Genomic DNA, 15,868 nt, shown 5'->3' with positions numbered 1-15,868 from the left:
TGGGGGTTTCCAACAGGCGGTGCAATCCCCATTCATGGGTGTTCATGCGAAACGAGCGATTCCACGGCCGCTACGAGAGCGAGGGGAGGGTGTGCGAACACCCCACCTGCCAGGAGGCAGGCGAATTCCGTGCGCCGGGCAGCCACGGCAACAGTTTCGACGGTCCCGGCGAGTGGCGCTGGTTCTGCCTCGAGCACGTGCGCGAGTTCAACGCCGGCTACGACTGGTTCGAAGGCATGAGCGCGGACGAGATCTATGCCGCGCAGGCCCCCGGGGCCGGCTGGCAGACCGAAAGCCCGGCCTTCAAGCCGACCGCCGGGGTCGACGGCATGCCGCGCTGGGCGGATTTCGCCGATCCGCTGGACGCTATCGGCGCCCGCGCGGGCGACATCAAACGTGCCGCCGCTGGTCGCAGCCACGAACAGCACAGCCGCTTCACCCCGCGCGAGCGGGAGGCGCTGAACGTGATGGGGCTGGGGCCGAAGGCGGACCGTCCCGAATTGCGTCGCCGCTATTCGGAACTGGTGCGCCGCTACCACCCTGACCGCAACGGCGGGGATCGCAGCAAGGAAGCGCTGCTGCAGCGCGTGGTGGAAGCCTACCAGCTGCTGCGCCGGGCAGAGGCCTTCGCCTAGCCGCCGATGCTGGCCCTGAAGGCGTCGCGATCGGAAACGCGGGCGGAATAGGCCTTGAAGCTGTCACGATCGGGCAGGGTGCCGAATTGCAGGCCCCAGTTCACGCTCGATCCGACATAGACATCGGCCATGGTGAACCGGTCACCGCAGACGTAATGGCGATCCGCCAGCCAGGTATCGAGAGCACCCACGGCGCGCTCGAAACTGCCGAAGCCGACAGTACCTTCCTGCTTGGGGCCGTCCGGTTCCCACCCCATCGTCTTGTTGGTGATGGCGGCTTCCAGCGGTCCGGCGGCGAAGAACAGCCAGCGGTAGTAGTCGGCCTTCTCTCCGGGCGTGGGGAGCAGCGCCTTGCCCTCCATTTCCGCCAGGTAATGGCACACGGCGGCGGCCTCGCTCACCACGCGGTCCCCTGCGGGCGTGTGGTGGATGATGGTGGGGATCTTGCCCATGGGGTTGGCCGCCAGCAGTTCTGCCGGCTTGGCGTCCCATTCCACCTGCACGTAGTCCGGCGTGACGCCAACTTCGTGGAAGGCCCAGTTGGCGATCATCGCCCGGCTCATGGGATTGAAGAAAAACGTGTAGTCCGACACCTGTCACCTCCCGCGACTCGTGCTGGATAATGCCAGAGCAAATGACAGAAAATCAATTACCTGCGAAGGCTACCATGATCGTGGGAGGTTGCAGGTCACCCGCCTGCCCGGCCGATGACTAGTTTCTCCCGAGGGTATAGATCGGGCTGAAGCCGCCCCAGATCATGCGCATCCCGTCGAAGGGCATTTCCATGTCCTGCGACCAGAAATCGTCGTCCTGCATCTTCTCGTGGGCAGCATCGGCAGTCGCCTTGTCGGGCCAGATCATCCAGGAAAACACGATCTTTTCGCCCGGCTCGGCCTTGGTCGCCTGGCGGAAATCGGTGTCCTTGCCGTCGGCCACGTCCTCTTCCCATCCCTCGACGATCTCGATGACGCCGTAATTGGCGAATATTTCGCCGGCCTTGGCGGCGAGGTCGCGATAGGCGTCCTTCTTGTCTTCCGGCACGGCGAGCAGGAACCCTTGCACATACATGACGCCATCTCCCCTTCAGCCTTGCTGGTGTTCGCCGCTCCCTTCCGCGGCCGCGAACATTTCCGCCTCCTTCGCCGCGACTGCCTGCCAGGCGGGGCGCGCGTGGACCCGTTCCAGCCAGGCGGAAGTACGCGGACGGGTCGCCACGTCCATACCATAGGCCAGCGTGCGCAGACAGCAGGAAACAGCAATGTCTCCAAGGGAATAGTCACCGCCGGTCAACCAGCCGTCCCCAATCTGCTCCTCCAGCCAGTCGAGCAGCGGGTGGGCTCGCTCTTCCGCCGCGTCAGCTGCGTCGAGATCGCCTGTGATGCCGAGCAGGGTGGGGCCGATGTACCGGTTAAAGCCCACCGCGCGAGCGCTGTCGGCCAGCATGGTATCGGCGAATTCGTCGAACATCATTGCCAGTCCGCGCGCTTTCGGGTCATCCGGCAACAGCTTGGGTTCGGGATACTTGGCGTCGAGGTACAGCGCCATCGCCGTGGAATCGGCGAGGGCGAAGCCGTCCTCTTCCATCGCCGGCATCATGCGGAACGGGCTGGCCGAAAGGAATTCCGGCGTCGGCTTGTGCGGCGTGGCGGGCACCAGCTCGTAGTCGAGGCCCTTCTCCTCCGCCACCAGCAGCGCCTTGCGGACATAGGGGCTGGTTGGAAAACCATAGATCGTCAGCATCGCACTCTCCCGTCTTTTGTCCGTATCGCCCTGCATTACCTTGTTGCAGCAGGGGGAGCGCCCGTCTAGGCAGCGGCGCGAGATGAATGAAATGACCAGCAGCACCGAAACCGGCGGCACCCTGTTGCCCGCACCCGATACCGAAGTGGACGTCCGCGAGACTTTCGGCATCGATGTCGACATGAAAGTCCCCGCCTTCAGCGAGGCGGACGAGCGTGTACCCGACATCGACGAGACCTACGTCTTCGATCCGGATACCACGCTGGCGATCCTGGCCGGCTTTGCGCACAACCGCCGCGTGATGATCCAGGGTTATCACGGTACCGGCAAGTCGACGCACATCGAACAGGTTGCCGCGCGCCTGAAATGGCCGACCATCCGCATCAACCTGGATGCCCACATCAGCCGGATCGACCTGGTCGGTCGCGACGCCATCGTGCTGCGCGATGGCCTGCAGGTGACCGAGTTCCGCGAAGGCCTGCTGCCCTGGGCGCTGCAGCACCCGGTGGCATTGGTGTTCGACGAATACGACGCCGGCCGCCCGGACGTGATGTTCGTGATCCAGCGCGTGCTGGAACAGACCGGCAAGCTGACCCTGCTGGACCAGAACCGCGTTATCCGGCCCGATCCGCACTTCCGCCTGTTCGCTACCGCCAACACCGTTGGCCTGGGCGACACCAGCGGCATGTATCACGGCACGCAGGCCATCAACCAGGCGCAGATGGACCGCTGGAACATCATCGTCGGCCTGAACTACCTGCCGGCCGAGATCGAGCGCGAGATCGTCGGCGCGAAGACCTCGCTGGACGAAAAGCTGGTGGCGGACATGATCCGCGTTGCCGACCTGACCCGACAGGGCTTCATGAACGGCGACATCTCCACGGTGATGAGCCCGCGCACGGTCATCACCTGGGCGCAGAACGCCGAGATCTTCGGCAATGCCGGCTACGCCTTCCGCCTGAGCTTCCTCAACCGCTGCGACGAGGCGGAGCGGATGCTGGTGGCGGAATACTACCAGCGCGTGTTCGGCGAAGACCTGCCGGAAAGTGCGGTCGCCAAGGCCTGAGGCCTCAGCGCGGCCCCGCCGTCAGCACCGGCAGCTTGTAGACCGTCATCGCGACGTTGCGCACGCCTTCGGGCGTGGTCCAGTCCTCGCCTTCGGGCGTTCGGGCGCCCATCGCGCCGACATACAGCGTGCTGCGATCCGTCCCGGCGAAGGCCAGCGTGATCGCGCGGCGCGGGATGGGGATGACTCCCAGCTCCGTTCCATCAGGCGCGAAGACGTAGATGCCCGCATCGCCGGTGACGTAGAGCCGTCCCTCGGCATCGACCGCCAGCCCGTCGCCGCCGAAGCCCTGCGTATCCTGCGACAGCGTCGCGAAGACCCGCTGGTTGGAGGCGTTGCCTTGCGCGTCGAGGTCGAAGGCGACGATCGTGCGCATGTCGGTGACGTAGAGCGTCGAGCCATCGGGGCTGGTGGTCACACCGTTGGTGAAGGCTTCTGGCGTGTAGACCGTGCTGACGGAGCCATCGGCCGCAATGTGGTGCAGGGCGCCCTGCGTCACCCAGGCGCCGCCGCGACCGTCGGCATGCACGTCGTTCAGGCGGCCCAGCGAGCTGCCGTCATCGAAGGCATCGGCAATGATGCGGCGTTCTTCGCCCAGCTGCACCAAGGTGCTCGGCTGGTCGCAGGTGAGCGAGTTGAGGCCGGGATCGGTGCAGCCGCGCTCGATGGCGAGCACCGAACCGTCGTGGGCCACCGAAACCGCGCCCGCACCAAGGACGTAGGGATATTCGACAAAGGCCTGCCCATCGGGCGTCAGGCGCCAGATGGCGTTGCTCTGTTCCTGTGCGAACAGCAGGTGGCCTTCGGGCGTCACGCTCATGCCGTCGGCCGTCATCGGGCCGGACCAGGCGATCTCCCAGGCCGCGCTGGCATCCACCACGCCGTCGATGGCGGGCAGCAGCATGGCGGTGCCGTCAGCGCCAGGCATCTCGATGGTGTTGAAGTTCCCGTCGAAGCCGGTGCGGTCGTTGTCCCAGTCGAACTGGATCATGCGGTCGAAGCCCTCGTCGCGCACGAAGGCGACCTCGACTTCCCAGGGTTCGGACAGGGTGACCGGGTCCTCTATCACCATGCGCGAGACGAGCCGGTCACCCTCCAGTGTGATCCGCTCGTGGTAGACCGCCTCTTCGGAAAAGGGCGGGGCGCCGTGGAAAAAGTCGCTGGGCGTCGTCACCATGCGGGTCTCCACCACCAGCGTATCGCCTTCCCAATGGCCGACGGAGGTGCCGTAGGTGGTGGGCCACATGTCCAGCTCGTCGGGCATGGGCCGCCCGTCGGTGTAGATGTAGCGCGCCTCGTTATAGGCGTTGATGATGGTGACCTGTTCGGGGGTGATGATGATCTGCAGCGGGGTGGCCGCGTTCATCATCATCGGGAAGCCCCAGCCGGTCGACTTGCGCCCACGCGCCCCGGCGCGGACATCGATGCGGCGTTGCCTGCCTTCTTCGGTCCATGGCGCGCTGGCGCCGTTCAGGCGCATGAAGTCGGGGATCGGCTGGCCGGTCTCGCGCGCCTCGATCAGCGCCGGGTTGTGCCCGCCGATCAGCGTTCCGGCCTGCAATTCGCTGACCCAGTAGCCGGGCCAGTAAGGCAGTTCGGCGAAGCTCTCCGCCCGATCCTGCTCTTCGTGATGTTCGGCAAGCGCCGGGCTGGTGGCCAGCGCGATGAGGGAGACCGCGAGCGCGGCATGACGCATCATCGCCGATTGCTCCCGATGGCGTTGCCGTCCATGTCCGTCACGTCGAGCACCGCGCCGCCGGGACGGCCGTTGCGCAGCGGATTGATCCGCACCCGCACTTCCTGGCCGGGGCGCAACGTGCGTGGACGCCAGCCACGGGCGTAGAGGTAGACGGGAGAGCCGAGTTCGAGGCTCCATTCGACCGGTTCGCCCTGATCGCTGGTGGCGACAAGCTGGATATAGGCGTGCGGATTGCTCCACTGGAACTGCCGCACCGTGCCGGTGACGGTAATCTCGCTGTTCTGGTCGAACATGGCCATCGAATGATGCGCCTCGACGCTGCCTGGCCCGCTGGCCAGCAAAAGTGCGGCGGCTGCCGCACCCATTAGCATGCGCATGGTGTACTCCCGATCATGCATCCACTCAGCCCCGCCCTCGTTCAGGCGAAGTCTTTATAGTTTTGCGCATCCTGCCACGATGGCGGGCAAAGGTCATCCTCGAAATTGATTGTGTCCAGCGGGGCGATCTTGTCGGCGGGCCGGTGTCTATCCATATTGGCCCTCGTCAAACGTGTATTACCTTGTTAAGACAGCTCTTGTGAACTTCATGTGGCGTAATCCTTTCAGGCGGAAACCGGCTCGGACCGGGTGGTCGGAGCGCGACCTTGCGCTGGAGAATGCGCCGTGGACGCCGCTGTCCGGACTCGACGATTTCGATGCCGGCAATGCCTCGCCGACCCGCCATTACGACCCATCCCGCTATCGCGAGGGCTGGCGCCGCTGGATGCCCGAACGGACGCGCGGGCGCTCGAGGTGGTGGTGGGCCAGTCGTATCCTGGCGACGCTGATCGGCCTGTTCATCCTGCTGGTCGCCTATCTCGCCGTGACCGCGCCGTTGGGCAAGTCGCTGCAACCCATCGCCCCGCCGCAGATCACGCTGCTGGCCGCCGATGGCACGCCGATCGCCCGCAACGGGGCCGTGGTGGACGAGCCGGTGGAGGTGGCCGAGCTGCCCGACCACGTGATCCAGCCCTTTCTCGCCATCGAGGACCGGCGTTTCTACGATCACTGGGGCGTCGATCCGCGCGGCGTGGCGCGCGCGGCCTGGGCGCAGGTGAGCGGCGGCCCGATGCAGGGCGGCTCCACCATCACCCAGCAATTGGCCAAGTTCACCTTCCTGACGCCCGAGCGCAGCATGACCCGCAAGGCGCGCGAGGCGCTGATCGCCTTCTGGCTGGAAGCCTGGCTGAGCAAGGACGAGATTCTCGAACGGTACCTCTCCAACGCCTATTTCGGCGACAACATGTACGGCCTGCGCGCGGCCAGCCTGCATTACTTCTATCGCCAGCCGGAAAATCTGCGTCCCGAACAGGCGGCCATGCTGGCAGGCCTGCTGCAGGCGCCCAGCCGCCTTGCGCCGACGCGTAACCCGGACCTGGCCGCGCAGCGATACCAGCTGGTGAAGAACGCCATGGTCGCCGCCGGCTATATCTCGCAGGAGCGGGCCGATGCCATGCGCGTGCCGACGCTGGACGTGCGCACCCGCAACGACTTGCCCACCGGCACCTATTTTGCCGACTGGGCGCTGCCGGCCGCACGCGCGCAGAGCGAAGTCGGCTATTCGCGGCAGACCATCACGACCACGCTCGACAGCCGGCTGCAGAATGCTGCCCGCCGGGTGATCGAGCGCGCGCCCCTGGGTGACGCGCAGGTCGCGCTGGTGGCCATGCGCACCAATGGCGAAGTCGTCGCCATGATCGGTGGCAAGGACTATTCGGAAAGCCCCTTCAACCGTGCCACGCAGGCGCGCCGCCAGCCCGGCTCCACCTTCAAGCTGTTCGTCTACCTCGCCGCGCTGCGCAACGGCTGGAGCCCGGACGACGTGATCGACAATACCGAGTTCACCGAAGGCTCCTACCAGCCGAGCAATGCCAGCGGACGCTATTCGGACACTATCACGCTGCGCGATGCCTTCGCCCAGTCGAGCAATGTTGCCGCCGTGCGGCTGCTCAACGAGATCGGCTCCGAAGCGGTTATCGAGACCGCGCGCGAACTGGGCGTGACTTCGGAACTGCCCGAAGGCGATCCCAGCATGGCCTTGGGCACCTCTACCATGACCCTACTGGAACTGACCGCCGCCTATGCCGGGGTGGCCGCCAACAGCTTCCCGGTGGAACCGCATGCCTTCGCCCGCGAGGAAGAGGGCTGGTTCGACTGGCTGTGGAACGGGCAGGGCAGTCTCAACGGTTCCGACCACGAGGAAATGCAGCAGATGCTGCGCGCTGCGATCAATTCCGGCACCGGCCGCGCGGCGACGCTTTCCATCGCCAACTACGGCAAGACCGGCACCACGCAGGACAACCGCGATGCCTTGTTCGTCGGCTACGCGGGCGATCTGGTGGTGGGCGTGTGGATCGGCAACGACGACAATTCACCGCTCAACGGCATTTCCGGCGGTGGCCTGCCCGCGCGCATCTGGCGCGACTTCATGCAGGCTGCCCTGGGCGCCTCCGCTGCCCCGCCGCGCCCGACTCCCAGCCCCGACCCCAGCGGTCCGGTGCAGCCGATGGACGTGCCGGATCTGGAGGACATTCCGCTGGGCGAGGGCCGCCGCCTGATCATCCGCGATGGCGAGGCGACCTTCGTCACCGATATCGAGGGCGTGCCGGTGGAATTCGGCGTCCGCGACGGCGAGTTGTCGATGGAGGTCGACGAACAGGCCGTGCAGCAGCGGATCGAACAGGAAGTGCAGCGGCAGGCCCAGCAGGGTCAGTCTGGGCCGTAAAGCTCACGCGTTGGGCGTCACCAGGTATTTTTCACCGGTCGCCATCTGGGCATAGTCCATCATGGCATCCCTGGTGAGCATTTCCTCGAGACCGACCTTGGCCTTGTAGCTGCTGGCGAAGGTGGTGGTCAGCCCGCTCACCACCCGCTGGCGCATGCCGATCAGCGTCGGCATGTCGCAGCTGGCGAGGAAGGGCATCAATAGCCAGCCGGTGACGGTCCAGCCGAAGCCGTAGCTTGGCGTCAGGATCGTGGGCGAGAGGTCGAGCCGGCCGTAGATGTACATCTTCTTCGGCTGGTCGGAGCCATAGCGGCTGTACTCGGTCAGCTTGGCCGCGGCGACGCGCTCCATCGAGCGCAGGCAGCTGTCGGTGGTGGTGCCGCCGCCAATCGGATCGAAGCCGAGGAAAGCCTGCGTCTCGGCAATTGCCTGCACCAGCTGCTGCTCGAAATCCTTGTCGGAGGAATTGACCACGTGGCTCGCGCCCTGGCCCTTGAGCAGCTCGGCTTGCGAGTCCTTGCGGACGATGTTGACCAGCCCCAGGCCGTCTTCCTGGCAGATGCGGTTGAGCATCTGGCCGAGGTTGGAGGCGGCTGCCGCATGGATGATCGCCTCGTTCCCTTCGCGCTTGGCGGTTTCGACGAAACCCAGCGCGGTCATCGGGTTGACGAAGGAACTTGCGCCTTGTTCGCAGCTGTGTTCGCCCAGCGGGATGCACATCATGGCATCGGCCAGGGCATATTCGCTGTAGGCATTGCCCGGCACACAAGCGACGCGCTGGCCGACCAGCGCCTGCGCCATCTCGCCTGCGCCTGCCGCGATGACCGTGCCCGCGCCTTCGTTGCCGACCGTCTGCGGCTTGCCGTGCCGTCCGGCCTGCGCGGCGACCATTGGCGGCGCCACATTGGCGACCACCTTTCCCGGCGAATACTCCGCATTGTCGAGGTCCACGCCGGTTGTCATCAGGATCAGGTCGGACGGATTGATCGGCGCTGCTTCCATCTTCACCAGCACCTGGTTCCCAGCGGGCGCGGGGAAATCCTTCTCCTGCAGTTCCAGCACAAGCTTGCCGTCGGCAGTCAGTGTCGAGACGAGTTGGCGTCCGGTGGTGGTCATCCGTGTTCTCTCCCTATTCCTCGTCTTCGTAACGCGCTCCGACGAAATACAAACCCTCTGGCGGGGCATTCAGGCCCAGCGCGGCACGATCCTTTGCCGCCAGCGCCTCCGCCACCTGACCTACCTGCCATTGCCCCTGTCCGACCAGCGCCAGCGTGCCGACCATGGAGCGGACCTGGTGATGCAGGAAGCTTCGCGCCGCCGCGCGGACGATCACCGCGTCGCCTTCGCGGCTGACATCGAGCCGGTCGAGCGTCTTGACCGGGCTGGCGGCCTGGCAATGGGCGGAGCGGAAGGTGGTGAAGTCGTGCTGCCCCACCAGCGCCTGTGCCGCTTCGTGCATGGCGTCGTGATCCAGCGGACGGGCGATATGCCAGGCGCGACCCTTTTCCAGCGTCAGCGGCGCGCGGCGATTGCGGATGCGGTATTCGTAGCTGCGCCCGATGCAGGAGAAGCGCGCGTGCCAGTCGTCGGGCTTTTCCTCGCAGGCGATGATGGCCACCGGATCGGGCCGCAGGTGCGCGTTGAGCGCCTCCATCAGGCGGAACGGCGTGATGTCCTTCGCGATGTCCAGGTGGCTGCGCATGGCGAGAGCGTGGACCCCGCTGTCGGTACGCCCGGCACTGTGCAGCGTCACCTCTTCTCCCGTAACGGCGTGGGCGGCGTCCTCGATCGCCTGCTGCACGCTGGGGCCGTTGTCCTGCCGTTGCAGGCCGAAGAACGGGCCGCCGTCGAATTCGATGGTGAGGGCGAAACGGGTCATGCTGCCTTGCTGCCCACCTTCACTTCGTTGCCGCGCAGGAATTCATCGAGTGCCATCGCCGGCTTGCCCGCGCGTTGCAGCTTCACCGGGCGCAGGGCGCCTTCGCCGCACGCGATGGTCAGCCGGTCGTCCAGCACGGTGCCGGGCGCGCCGCTGGCGTCGACAATCTCGGCGCGCAGCAGCTTGATCCGCTCGCCGTCGAGTTCGAACCAGCTGCCGGGGAAGGGGGAGAAGGCGCGCACCTCGCGCTCCAGCACGGCGGCGGGCTTGGCGAAATCGAGCTTCGCCTCCGCCTTGGCGATCTTGGGAGCGTAGGTGGCGAGCGCCTCGTCCTGCGGCTGGGCCTGCAGCGTCTCGATCTGCGCCAGCGCCTCTACCATCAGCGATGCCCCGAGTTCGGCCAGCTCGTCATGCAATTCGCCGGTGGTCTTGTCGGCAATCGGCGTCGCGGCCTTCAGCAGCATCGGCCCGGTGTCGAGACCAAGCTCCATGCGCATGATGGTCACGCCGGTCTGCTCGTCGCCCGCCTGGATCGCCCGGTGGATCGGCGCCGCCCCGCGCCAGCGCGGCAGCAGCGAGCCGTGGACGTTGAGGCAGCCGCGCTTCGGCGCGTCGAGCACCGCTTGCGGCAGCAGCAGGCCATAGGCGGCGACGATCGCGGCATCGGCCTCCAGCGCGGCGAAGGCCTGCTGTTCCTCGTCACCTTTCAGGCTGACGGGATGGCGAACCGCGATTCCCAATTCCTCGGCGCGGGCATGGACGGGAGAGGGACGCTCCTTCTTCCCGCGCCCCGCGCGGCTGGGCGGCTGACTGTACACTGCCACCACGTCGTGACCCGCATCCACCAGCGCATTCAGCGTCGGTACCGCGAAATCCGGGGTTCCCATGAAAATGAGGCGCATCGCCAGCCTTCCTATTCCTCGCGCGCGGCCCTATCTGGCGGAACATGGCATCGCAAGAGATCGAGAACCTCGCCGCTGCATTGGCTCGCCTGCCGGGCCTTGGGCCGCGTTCCGCACGGCGGGCGGTGCTGTGGCTGGTGAAGCACCGCGAAACGGCGCTGAAGCAGGTTCTGGACGCCCTGGGTGCCGTTCAGGACAAGCTGGTCGAATGCGAGACCTGCGGCAATGTCGACACGCAGAACCCGTGCTCGGTCTGCGCCGATCCGCGCCGCGATGCCAAGTCCATCTGCGTGGTGGAAGACGTGGCGGATCTCTGGGCGCTCGACCGCGCGCGGCTGTTCACCGGCAAGTACCACGTGCTGGGCGGCCGGCTCTCGGCGCTCGACGGCGTGCGGCCCGAGGATCTTGCCATCGACAGCCTGCTGGGCCGCGTCGAGCAGGGCGGGGTGGACGAGGTCGTGCTCGCCATGAACGCCACGCTGGAAGGGCAGACCACCGCGCACTACATCGCTGAGCGGCTGGAGGATCACCCGGTCCGCATCACCCAGCTGGCCCACGGCCTGCCGGTGGGCGGCGAGCTGGACTACCTCGACGAGGGAACGCTGGCACAGGCATTGAGGGCACGGCGGCCGCTCGCCTGACATTGAAACCGGGCCGCAGAAAGACTAAATTACCGCAATGGCTATTCGTGAAATCCTGGAAGCGCCGGATCCCCGGCTCAAAGTCGTGTCCTCGCCTGTCGAGAAGTTCGACGACGACCTGAAGACCCTCGTCGATGACATGTTCGAGACGATGTACGCCGCGCATGGCATCGGCCTTGCCGCCATCCAGGTGGGCGAACCGCTGCGCCTGCTGGTGATCGACCTGCAGGAGGAAGACCCCGACGCGGAGCCGGTCGAATGCGACCATGACGGCACCAAGCACACGCACCAGCCGGTCATCAACGACCCGCGGGTGTTCGTGAACCCGGAAATCCTCGACCCGTCGGAAGAGACCAAGAGCTTCCAGGAAGGCTGCCTCTCGGTGCCGGACATCTTCGCCGATGTCGAACGCCCGGCCCAGTGCCGCGTGCGCTGGCAGGACCTGGAGGGCAATACCCACGAGGAAGAGATGACCGGCATGCTGGCCGTGTGCATCCAGCACGAGATGGACCACCTCAACGGCATCCTCTTCATCGACCACCTCAGCCGCCTGAAGCGCAACATGGCGCTGAAGAAGCTGCAGAAGGCGCGCGCCGCCTAATCTCGCAGGATCGTGAAAAGAAAAAGGGCCGCCCGATCTTGGATCGGGCGGCCCTTCGCATTTGGGCGAGCGCTTGGATGGAGGGGGAGCGCTCGTCCGGGGGTTCGGTTAGAACAGGCCTTCGATCTGGCCGTTTTCGTCGAGGTGGATGGCCTCGGCGCTCGGTACCTTGGGCAGGCCCGGCATGGTCATGATGTCGCCCGCGATGGCGACCACGAAGCCGGCACCGGCCGAGAGGCGAACCTCGCGGATGGCCACTTCATGGTTCTCCGGTGCGCCCAGCTTGGTCGGGTCGGTGGAGAAGCTGTACTGCGTCTTCGCCATGCAGACCGGGAAGCTGCCGTAGCCCATCTCTTCCCACTGCTTCAGCTGCTTCGCGGTACCGCCGTCGAAGTGCACTTCGGAGGCACGGTAGATCTCGGTGCAGATCCTGCGGATCTTGTCTTCCAGGCTCATGTCGCTGGGATAGAGCTGGTCGAAATCGGGGGCGCCGGCATCGGCCTTGGCCGCCACGATCTGGGCCAGTTCCTCTGCACCCGCGCCGCCTTCGGCCCAGTGCTTGCAGATCACGGCGTCGGCGCCGAATTCCTTGGCCATTTCCTGGATCACCGCGATTTCCTCGTCGGTGTCGAGGTAGAAGTGGTTGATGGCGATCGTCGGGGTGATGCCGAACTTCTTCACGTTCTCGATGTGGCGCTTCAGGTTCACCGAACCTGCGCGCACGGCGTCGGCATTGGGCTCGCCCAGGTTCTGCTTGGAGACGCCGCCGTTCATCTTTAGCGCGCGCACGGTGGCGACCAGCACCACGGCATCGGGCTTCAGGCCGGCGAGGCGGCACTTGATGTCGAGGAACTTTTCCGCGCCGAGGTCGGCCCCGAAGCCGGCTTCGGTCACGACGTAGTCGGCCATGCGCAGGGCGGTCTTGGTGGCGATCACCGAGTTACAGCCGTGGGCGATGTTGGCGAAGGGGCCGCCGTGCAGGAAGGCCGGACGGTTTTCCAGCGTCTGCACCAGGTTGGGCAGGATGGCGTCCTTCAGCAGCACGGTCATGGCGCTGTCGGCCTTCACGTCGCGGCAATAGACCGGCTCGCGCTTGCGGGTGTAGCCGATGATGATGTCGCCGAGGCGCTTCTGCAGGTCTTCCAGGTCGCTGGCGAGGCACAGGATGGCCATGATTTCCGAGGCCACGGTGATGTCGAAGCCGGTTTCGCGCGGGAAGCCGTTGGCAACGCCGCCCAGCGGGCCGACGATCTGGCGCAGCGCGCGGTCGTTCATGTCGATCACGCGCTTCCAGGTGACGCGGCGCACGTCGATGTCCAGCGGGTTGCCCCAGTAGATCGAGTTGTCGATCATCGCGCTCAGCAGGTTGTGCGCGCTGGTGATGGCGTGGAAGTCACCGGTGAAGTGCAGGTTGATCTCGTCCATCGGCATGACCTGCGACTTGCCGCCGCCGGCGCCGCCACCCTTCATGCCGAAGCACGGTCCCAGCGACGGTTCGCGCAGGCACAGCATGGTCTTCTTGCCGATGCGGTGCAGCGCGTCCGACAGACCGACCGAGGTTGTGGTCTTGCCTTCACCCGCCGGGGTGGGGTTGATCGCGGTGACGAGGATCAGCTTGCCGTTTTCGGCCTGCGGCAGGGCGGAAGTGTCGACCTTCGCCTTGTACTTGCCGTAGGGGATGAGCGCGTCATCGGGCACGCCGGCATTCTTGGCGACCTCGGTGATCGGAATAAGCGTGGCTTGGCGGGCGATTTCGATATCGGTCGGCATGACGTGATCCTCTCTGTGTCGCTGGGGCGATTTCTATTCCGCCCCTTATTTCACAATCGCGAAAATTTCGCAATTCTGAATTTGTAAGCATCGCATACGATTTTTCGGGTCGAGTCCACAAGGGCTTTTTGCTTGCGGTGGTGGACTGCCTGCGGCTGGCGCTTGTCGAACCATGGCACAGGCGTTAAGTTCACTTTTCGTTCTTCTACGTGCTTTTGAGGACCTTATGGACCCGATCATCCTTCTCGTCGGCCTGGTGGTGGCGATTCTCGCTGCCGCGCTCGGCTGGTTTGTCGGCACGCGGCCGGTTGCCGGACTGCAGGCAGAGCTGGCCGCGCGCGATGCCGAGCTGGAGAAGGGGCGAGCGAGCCTGGCCGAAATCGAGGGCAAGTTCGCCCAGGCGACGAAGGAGCTTGGCGACTCGCGCATCGAGATCGCCACGCTGCGCGCCAATGCGGAGAACTTCGACAAGCAGATCGAAGCGATGAAGGAAGCGCGCGAGGAACTGCTCACCCAGTTCAAGGCGACCGGAGCCGAGGTGCTGACCAAGGCGCAGGAGAAGTTCATCGCCGATGCGGCGGAGCGGCTGGGCCATGCGGAAAAGGCCAGCAAGGAAGCCGTGGCCAACCTGCTCAAGCCGGTCAGCGAGCGGTTGCAGAAATACGAGGACCAGGTCGGGGCGCTGGAACGGCAGCGCACCGATGCCTTCGCCAAGCTGCACCAGCAGATCGAGACCATGCGGCTGGGGCAGGAAGAGGTGCGGCGCGAGGCCCAGCGGCTGGGCAATTCGCTCACCAATGCGCCCAAGGCGCGGGGCCGCTGGGGCGAACGGGCACTGCAGAACCTGCTCGAGCAATGCGGGCTGGCCGAACACACCGATTTCCACCTCGAACACTCGCTCGAGACCGAAGAGGGGCGGCTGCGGCCCGACGCCATCGTCAACGTGCCGGGGCAGAAGAAGCTGGTGATCGACTCCAAGGTCTCGCTCAATGCCTACCAGGCCGCGTTCGAGGCGGAGGACGAGGAAGAGCGCAAGCGCCACCTGTCGCTGCACGCGAAATCCATGCGTGGCCACGTGCAGACGCTGGGCGCCAAGAGCTACCAGAGCCAGTTCGAGGAAGCGCCTGACTACGTGGTGATGTTCGTGCCCGGTGAGCATTTCGTTGCCGCCGCGCTGGAGGCCGATCCGGAGCTGTGGGACTTCGCCTTCGACAACAAGGTGCTGCTGGCAACGCCGACCAACCTCGTCGCCATCGCGCGGACGGTGGCACAGGTCTGGCGGCAGGACGCGCTGGCGCAGGAAGCGCAGGAAATCGGCCGGATGGGTGCCGAACTCTACGATCGCCTGCGCGTCGCCTCCGAGCACCTCAAGCGCATGGGTGGCGGCCTCGAAAGCGCGGTGAACAACTACAACAAGTTCGTCGGCAGCTTCGAGCGCAATGTCCTCTCGTCCGGTCGCCGCCTGGCGGAGAAGGGTATCGAGATCGGCAAGAAGGAGATCGAGCAGGTCGACCAGATCGAGAAGAGCCCGACCTACGGACTGTCCGATCTGGCGGAGCCGGCCGAGGCCCTGCTGATCGGGAATGACGAGAGCGAGGAGGCCTCGTAGTCCCGACGGTCGTCTTTGGATTGGCTGACGGCTGCCGCGCTGAGCGCATGGCCGTGATGTGGCCTGCCCGGCTGATCGCCGCTATCGTTGGAGACCAATGTCCCGGCTCTTGTCGCCAAGGAGAACAGCGGTGAGGTGGCTCGTCCTACTCTTGTACAGCGTCGTCGGGATCGTCAGCGTCGCGATGGGCTCGCTCTATATCCTCACTCCCCGCTTCATGCCCTATCATGCGGTGGCGATCGGCAGGGACTGGACCGTGCTGTCCGGCGAGGAGCAGGTGCTCTATCTGGCATTGCTCGACGTGGCCGGGGCCGGATGGGTAGCCTTGGGCGTGGCCGTGCTCTGGCTGGTCATGGTCCCGATAAGGCGCGGCGAACAGTGGGCACGGTTCATGGTGCCTTGCCTGCTGCTGATCTTCTATCTGCCAACGCTGCTGGCGACCATCTCCGTGCTCGACAACACTCCGGCATCTCCGCCGTGGTGGGGGAACGTGATCGCGCTTGCCGTGACCGTGATCGCCTTCGTCGTGGACCGGCCGTTCAGGCGCGCAGGCTGACGTCGCC

The 15,868-nt window shown here is 65.7% G+C and carries 16 protein-coding genes; 7 read left to right on the top strand and 9 right to left on the bottom strand.

From position 1 onward, the window contains the following. The first annotated feature begins 44 nt into the window (after positions 1-44). Entirely contained in the window at positions 45-635 is a 591-nt protein-coding gene (locus OZN62_RS04455; RefSeq protein ID WP_269101539.1) for a J domain-containing protein, read from the top strand. Here the strand turns inward: OZN62_RS04455 and OZN62_RS04450 are convergent. From OZN62_RS04450 to OZN62_RS04440, 3 genes are all read right to left on the bottom strand, one after another. After that, positions 632-1,228: a glutathione S-transferase family protein gene (locus OZN62_RS04450; protein ID WP_269101538.1), complete on the bottom strand. Its 597-nt coding sequence runs from the start codon at positions 1,226-1,228 to the stop codon at positions 632-634. The genes OZN62_RS04455 and OZN62_RS04450 overlap by 4 nt on opposite strands. Positions 1,229-1,346: 118 nt before the next feature. Next, on the bottom strand, positions 1,347-1,703 hold the full coding sequence (locus OZN62_RS04445) for a DUF1428 domain-containing protein (RefSeq protein ID WP_269101537.1): 357 nt from the start codon (positions 1,701-1,703) through the stop codon (positions 1,347-1,349). A 15-nt stretch (positions 1,704-1,718) separates the two neighbouring features. Further along, entirely contained in the window at positions 1,719-2,375 is a 657-nt protein-coding gene (locus tag OZN62_RS04440; protein WP_269101536.1) for a glutathione S-transferase family protein, read from the bottom strand. 82 nt (positions 2,376-2,457) lie between these two features. Between OZN62_RS04440 and cobS the strand changes: the two genes are divergently transcribed. Then, entirely contained in the window at positions 2,458-3,441 is a 984-nt protein-coding gene (cobS, locus tag OZN62_RS04435; protein WP_269101535.1) for a cobaltochelatase subunit CobS, read from the top strand. A 4-nt stretch (positions 3,442-3,445) separates the two neighbouring features. Here the strand turns inward: cobS and OZN62_RS04430 are convergent, their stop codons facing one another. Beyond that, positions 3,446-5,140, bottom strand: a complete 1,695-nt coding sequence (locus tag OZN62_RS04430) for an SMP-30/gluconolactonase/LRE family protein (protein WP_269101534.1) — start codon at positions 5,138-5,140, stop codon at positions 3,446-3,448. Continuing rightward, the gene (locus OZN62_RS04425) at positions 5,137-5,517 is read right to left on the bottom strand and encodes a DUF6152 family protein (protein ID WP_269101533.1); all 381 of its coding nucleotides are present in this window, start codon (positions 5,515-5,517) and stop codon (positions 5,137-5,139) included. The genes OZN62_RS04430 and OZN62_RS04425 overlap by 4 nt, the downstream gene beginning before the upstream one ends. A 208-nt stretch (positions 5,518-5,725) precedes the next feature. Between OZN62_RS04425 and OZN62_RS04420 the strand changes: the two genes are divergently transcribed. Continuing rightward, entirely contained in the window at positions 5,726-7,903 is a 2,178-nt protein-coding gene (locus OZN62_RS04420) for a transglycosylase domain-containing protein (protein WP_269101532.1), read from the top strand. Between the two features lie 3 nt (positions 7,904-7,906). On the opposite strand, the gene OZN62_RS04415 is transcribed toward OZN62_RS04420, so the two are convergent. From OZN62_RS04415 to fmt, 3 genes are read right to left on the bottom strand one after another with little or no spacing between them, the layout of a single operon-like run. Continuing rightward, complete coding sequence (locus OZN62_RS04415; protein WP_269101530.1) at positions 7,907-9,019, bottom strand: zinc-binding dehydrogenase; 1,113 nt, start codon at positions 9,017-9,019, stop codon at positions 7,907-7,909. A gap of 13 nt (positions 9,020-9,032) precedes the next feature. Continuing rightward, positions 9,033-9,782, bottom strand: a complete 750-nt coding sequence (gene truA, locus OZN62_RS04410) for a tRNA pseudouridine(38-40) synthase TruA (protein WP_269101529.1) — start codon at positions 9,780-9,782, stop codon at positions 9,033-9,035. Then, the gene (gene fmt, locus OZN62_RS04405; RefSeq protein WP_269101528.1) at positions 9,779-10,684 is read right to left on the bottom strand and encodes a methionyl-tRNA formyltransferase; all 906 of its coding nucleotides are present in this window, start codon (positions 10,682-10,684) and stop codon (positions 9,779-9,781) included. The genes truA and fmt overlap by 4 nt, the downstream gene beginning before the upstream one ends. A 44-nt stretch (positions 10,685-10,728) precedes the next feature. Between fmt and recR the strand changes: the two genes are divergently transcribed. Beyond that, entirely contained in the window at positions 10,729-11,325 is a 597-nt protein-coding gene (recR, locus tag OZN62_RS04400) for a recombination mediator RecR (protein ID WP_269101527.1), read from the top strand. A 37-nt stretch (positions 11,326-11,362) separates the two neighbouring features. Continuing rightward, positions 11,363-11,926 carry a peptide deformylase gene (locus tag OZN62_RS04395; RefSeq protein WP_269101526.1) on the top strand — a complete coding sequence of 188 codons (564 nt, stop codon included), beginning with the start codon at positions 11,363-11,365 and terminating at the stop codon, positions 11,924-11,926. A gap of 108 nt (positions 11,927-12,034) precedes the next feature. Here OZN62_RS04395 and OZN62_RS04390 read toward each other — a convergent pair whose 3' ends face one another. Beyond that, on the bottom strand, positions 12,035-13,696 hold the full coding sequence (locus OZN62_RS04390) for a formate--tetrahydrofolate ligase (RefSeq protein WP_269101525.1): 1,662 nt from the start codon (positions 13,694-13,696) through the stop codon (positions 12,035-12,037). 226 nt (positions 13,697-13,922) lie between these two features. On the opposite strand from OZN62_RS04390, the gene rmuC reads away from it, so the two are divergent. Both rmuC and OZN62_RS04380 read left to right on the top strand, forming a co-directional pair. Further along, on the top strand, positions 13,923-15,305 hold the full coding sequence (rmuC, locus tag OZN62_RS04385) for a DNA recombination protein RmuC (RefSeq protein ID WP_269101524.1): 1,383 nt from the start codon (positions 13,923-13,925) through the stop codon (positions 15,303-15,305). A gap of 130 nt (positions 15,306-15,435) precedes the next feature. Further along, positions 15,436-15,861, top strand: coding sequence for a hypothetical protein (locus OZN62_RS04380; RefSeq protein WP_269101523.1), 426 nt, complete (start codon positions 15,436-15,438; stop codon positions 15,859-15,861). Positions 15,862-15,868: the final 7 nt, after the last annotated feature.

This window comes from Aurantiacibacter sp. MUD11 (assembly GCF_026967575.1).
GTDB lineage: Bacteria > Pseudomonadota > Alphaproteobacteria > Sphingomonadales > Sphingomonadaceae > Alteraurantiacibacter.
This window is presented reverse-complemented; position numbering and strand designations above follow the sequence as displayed.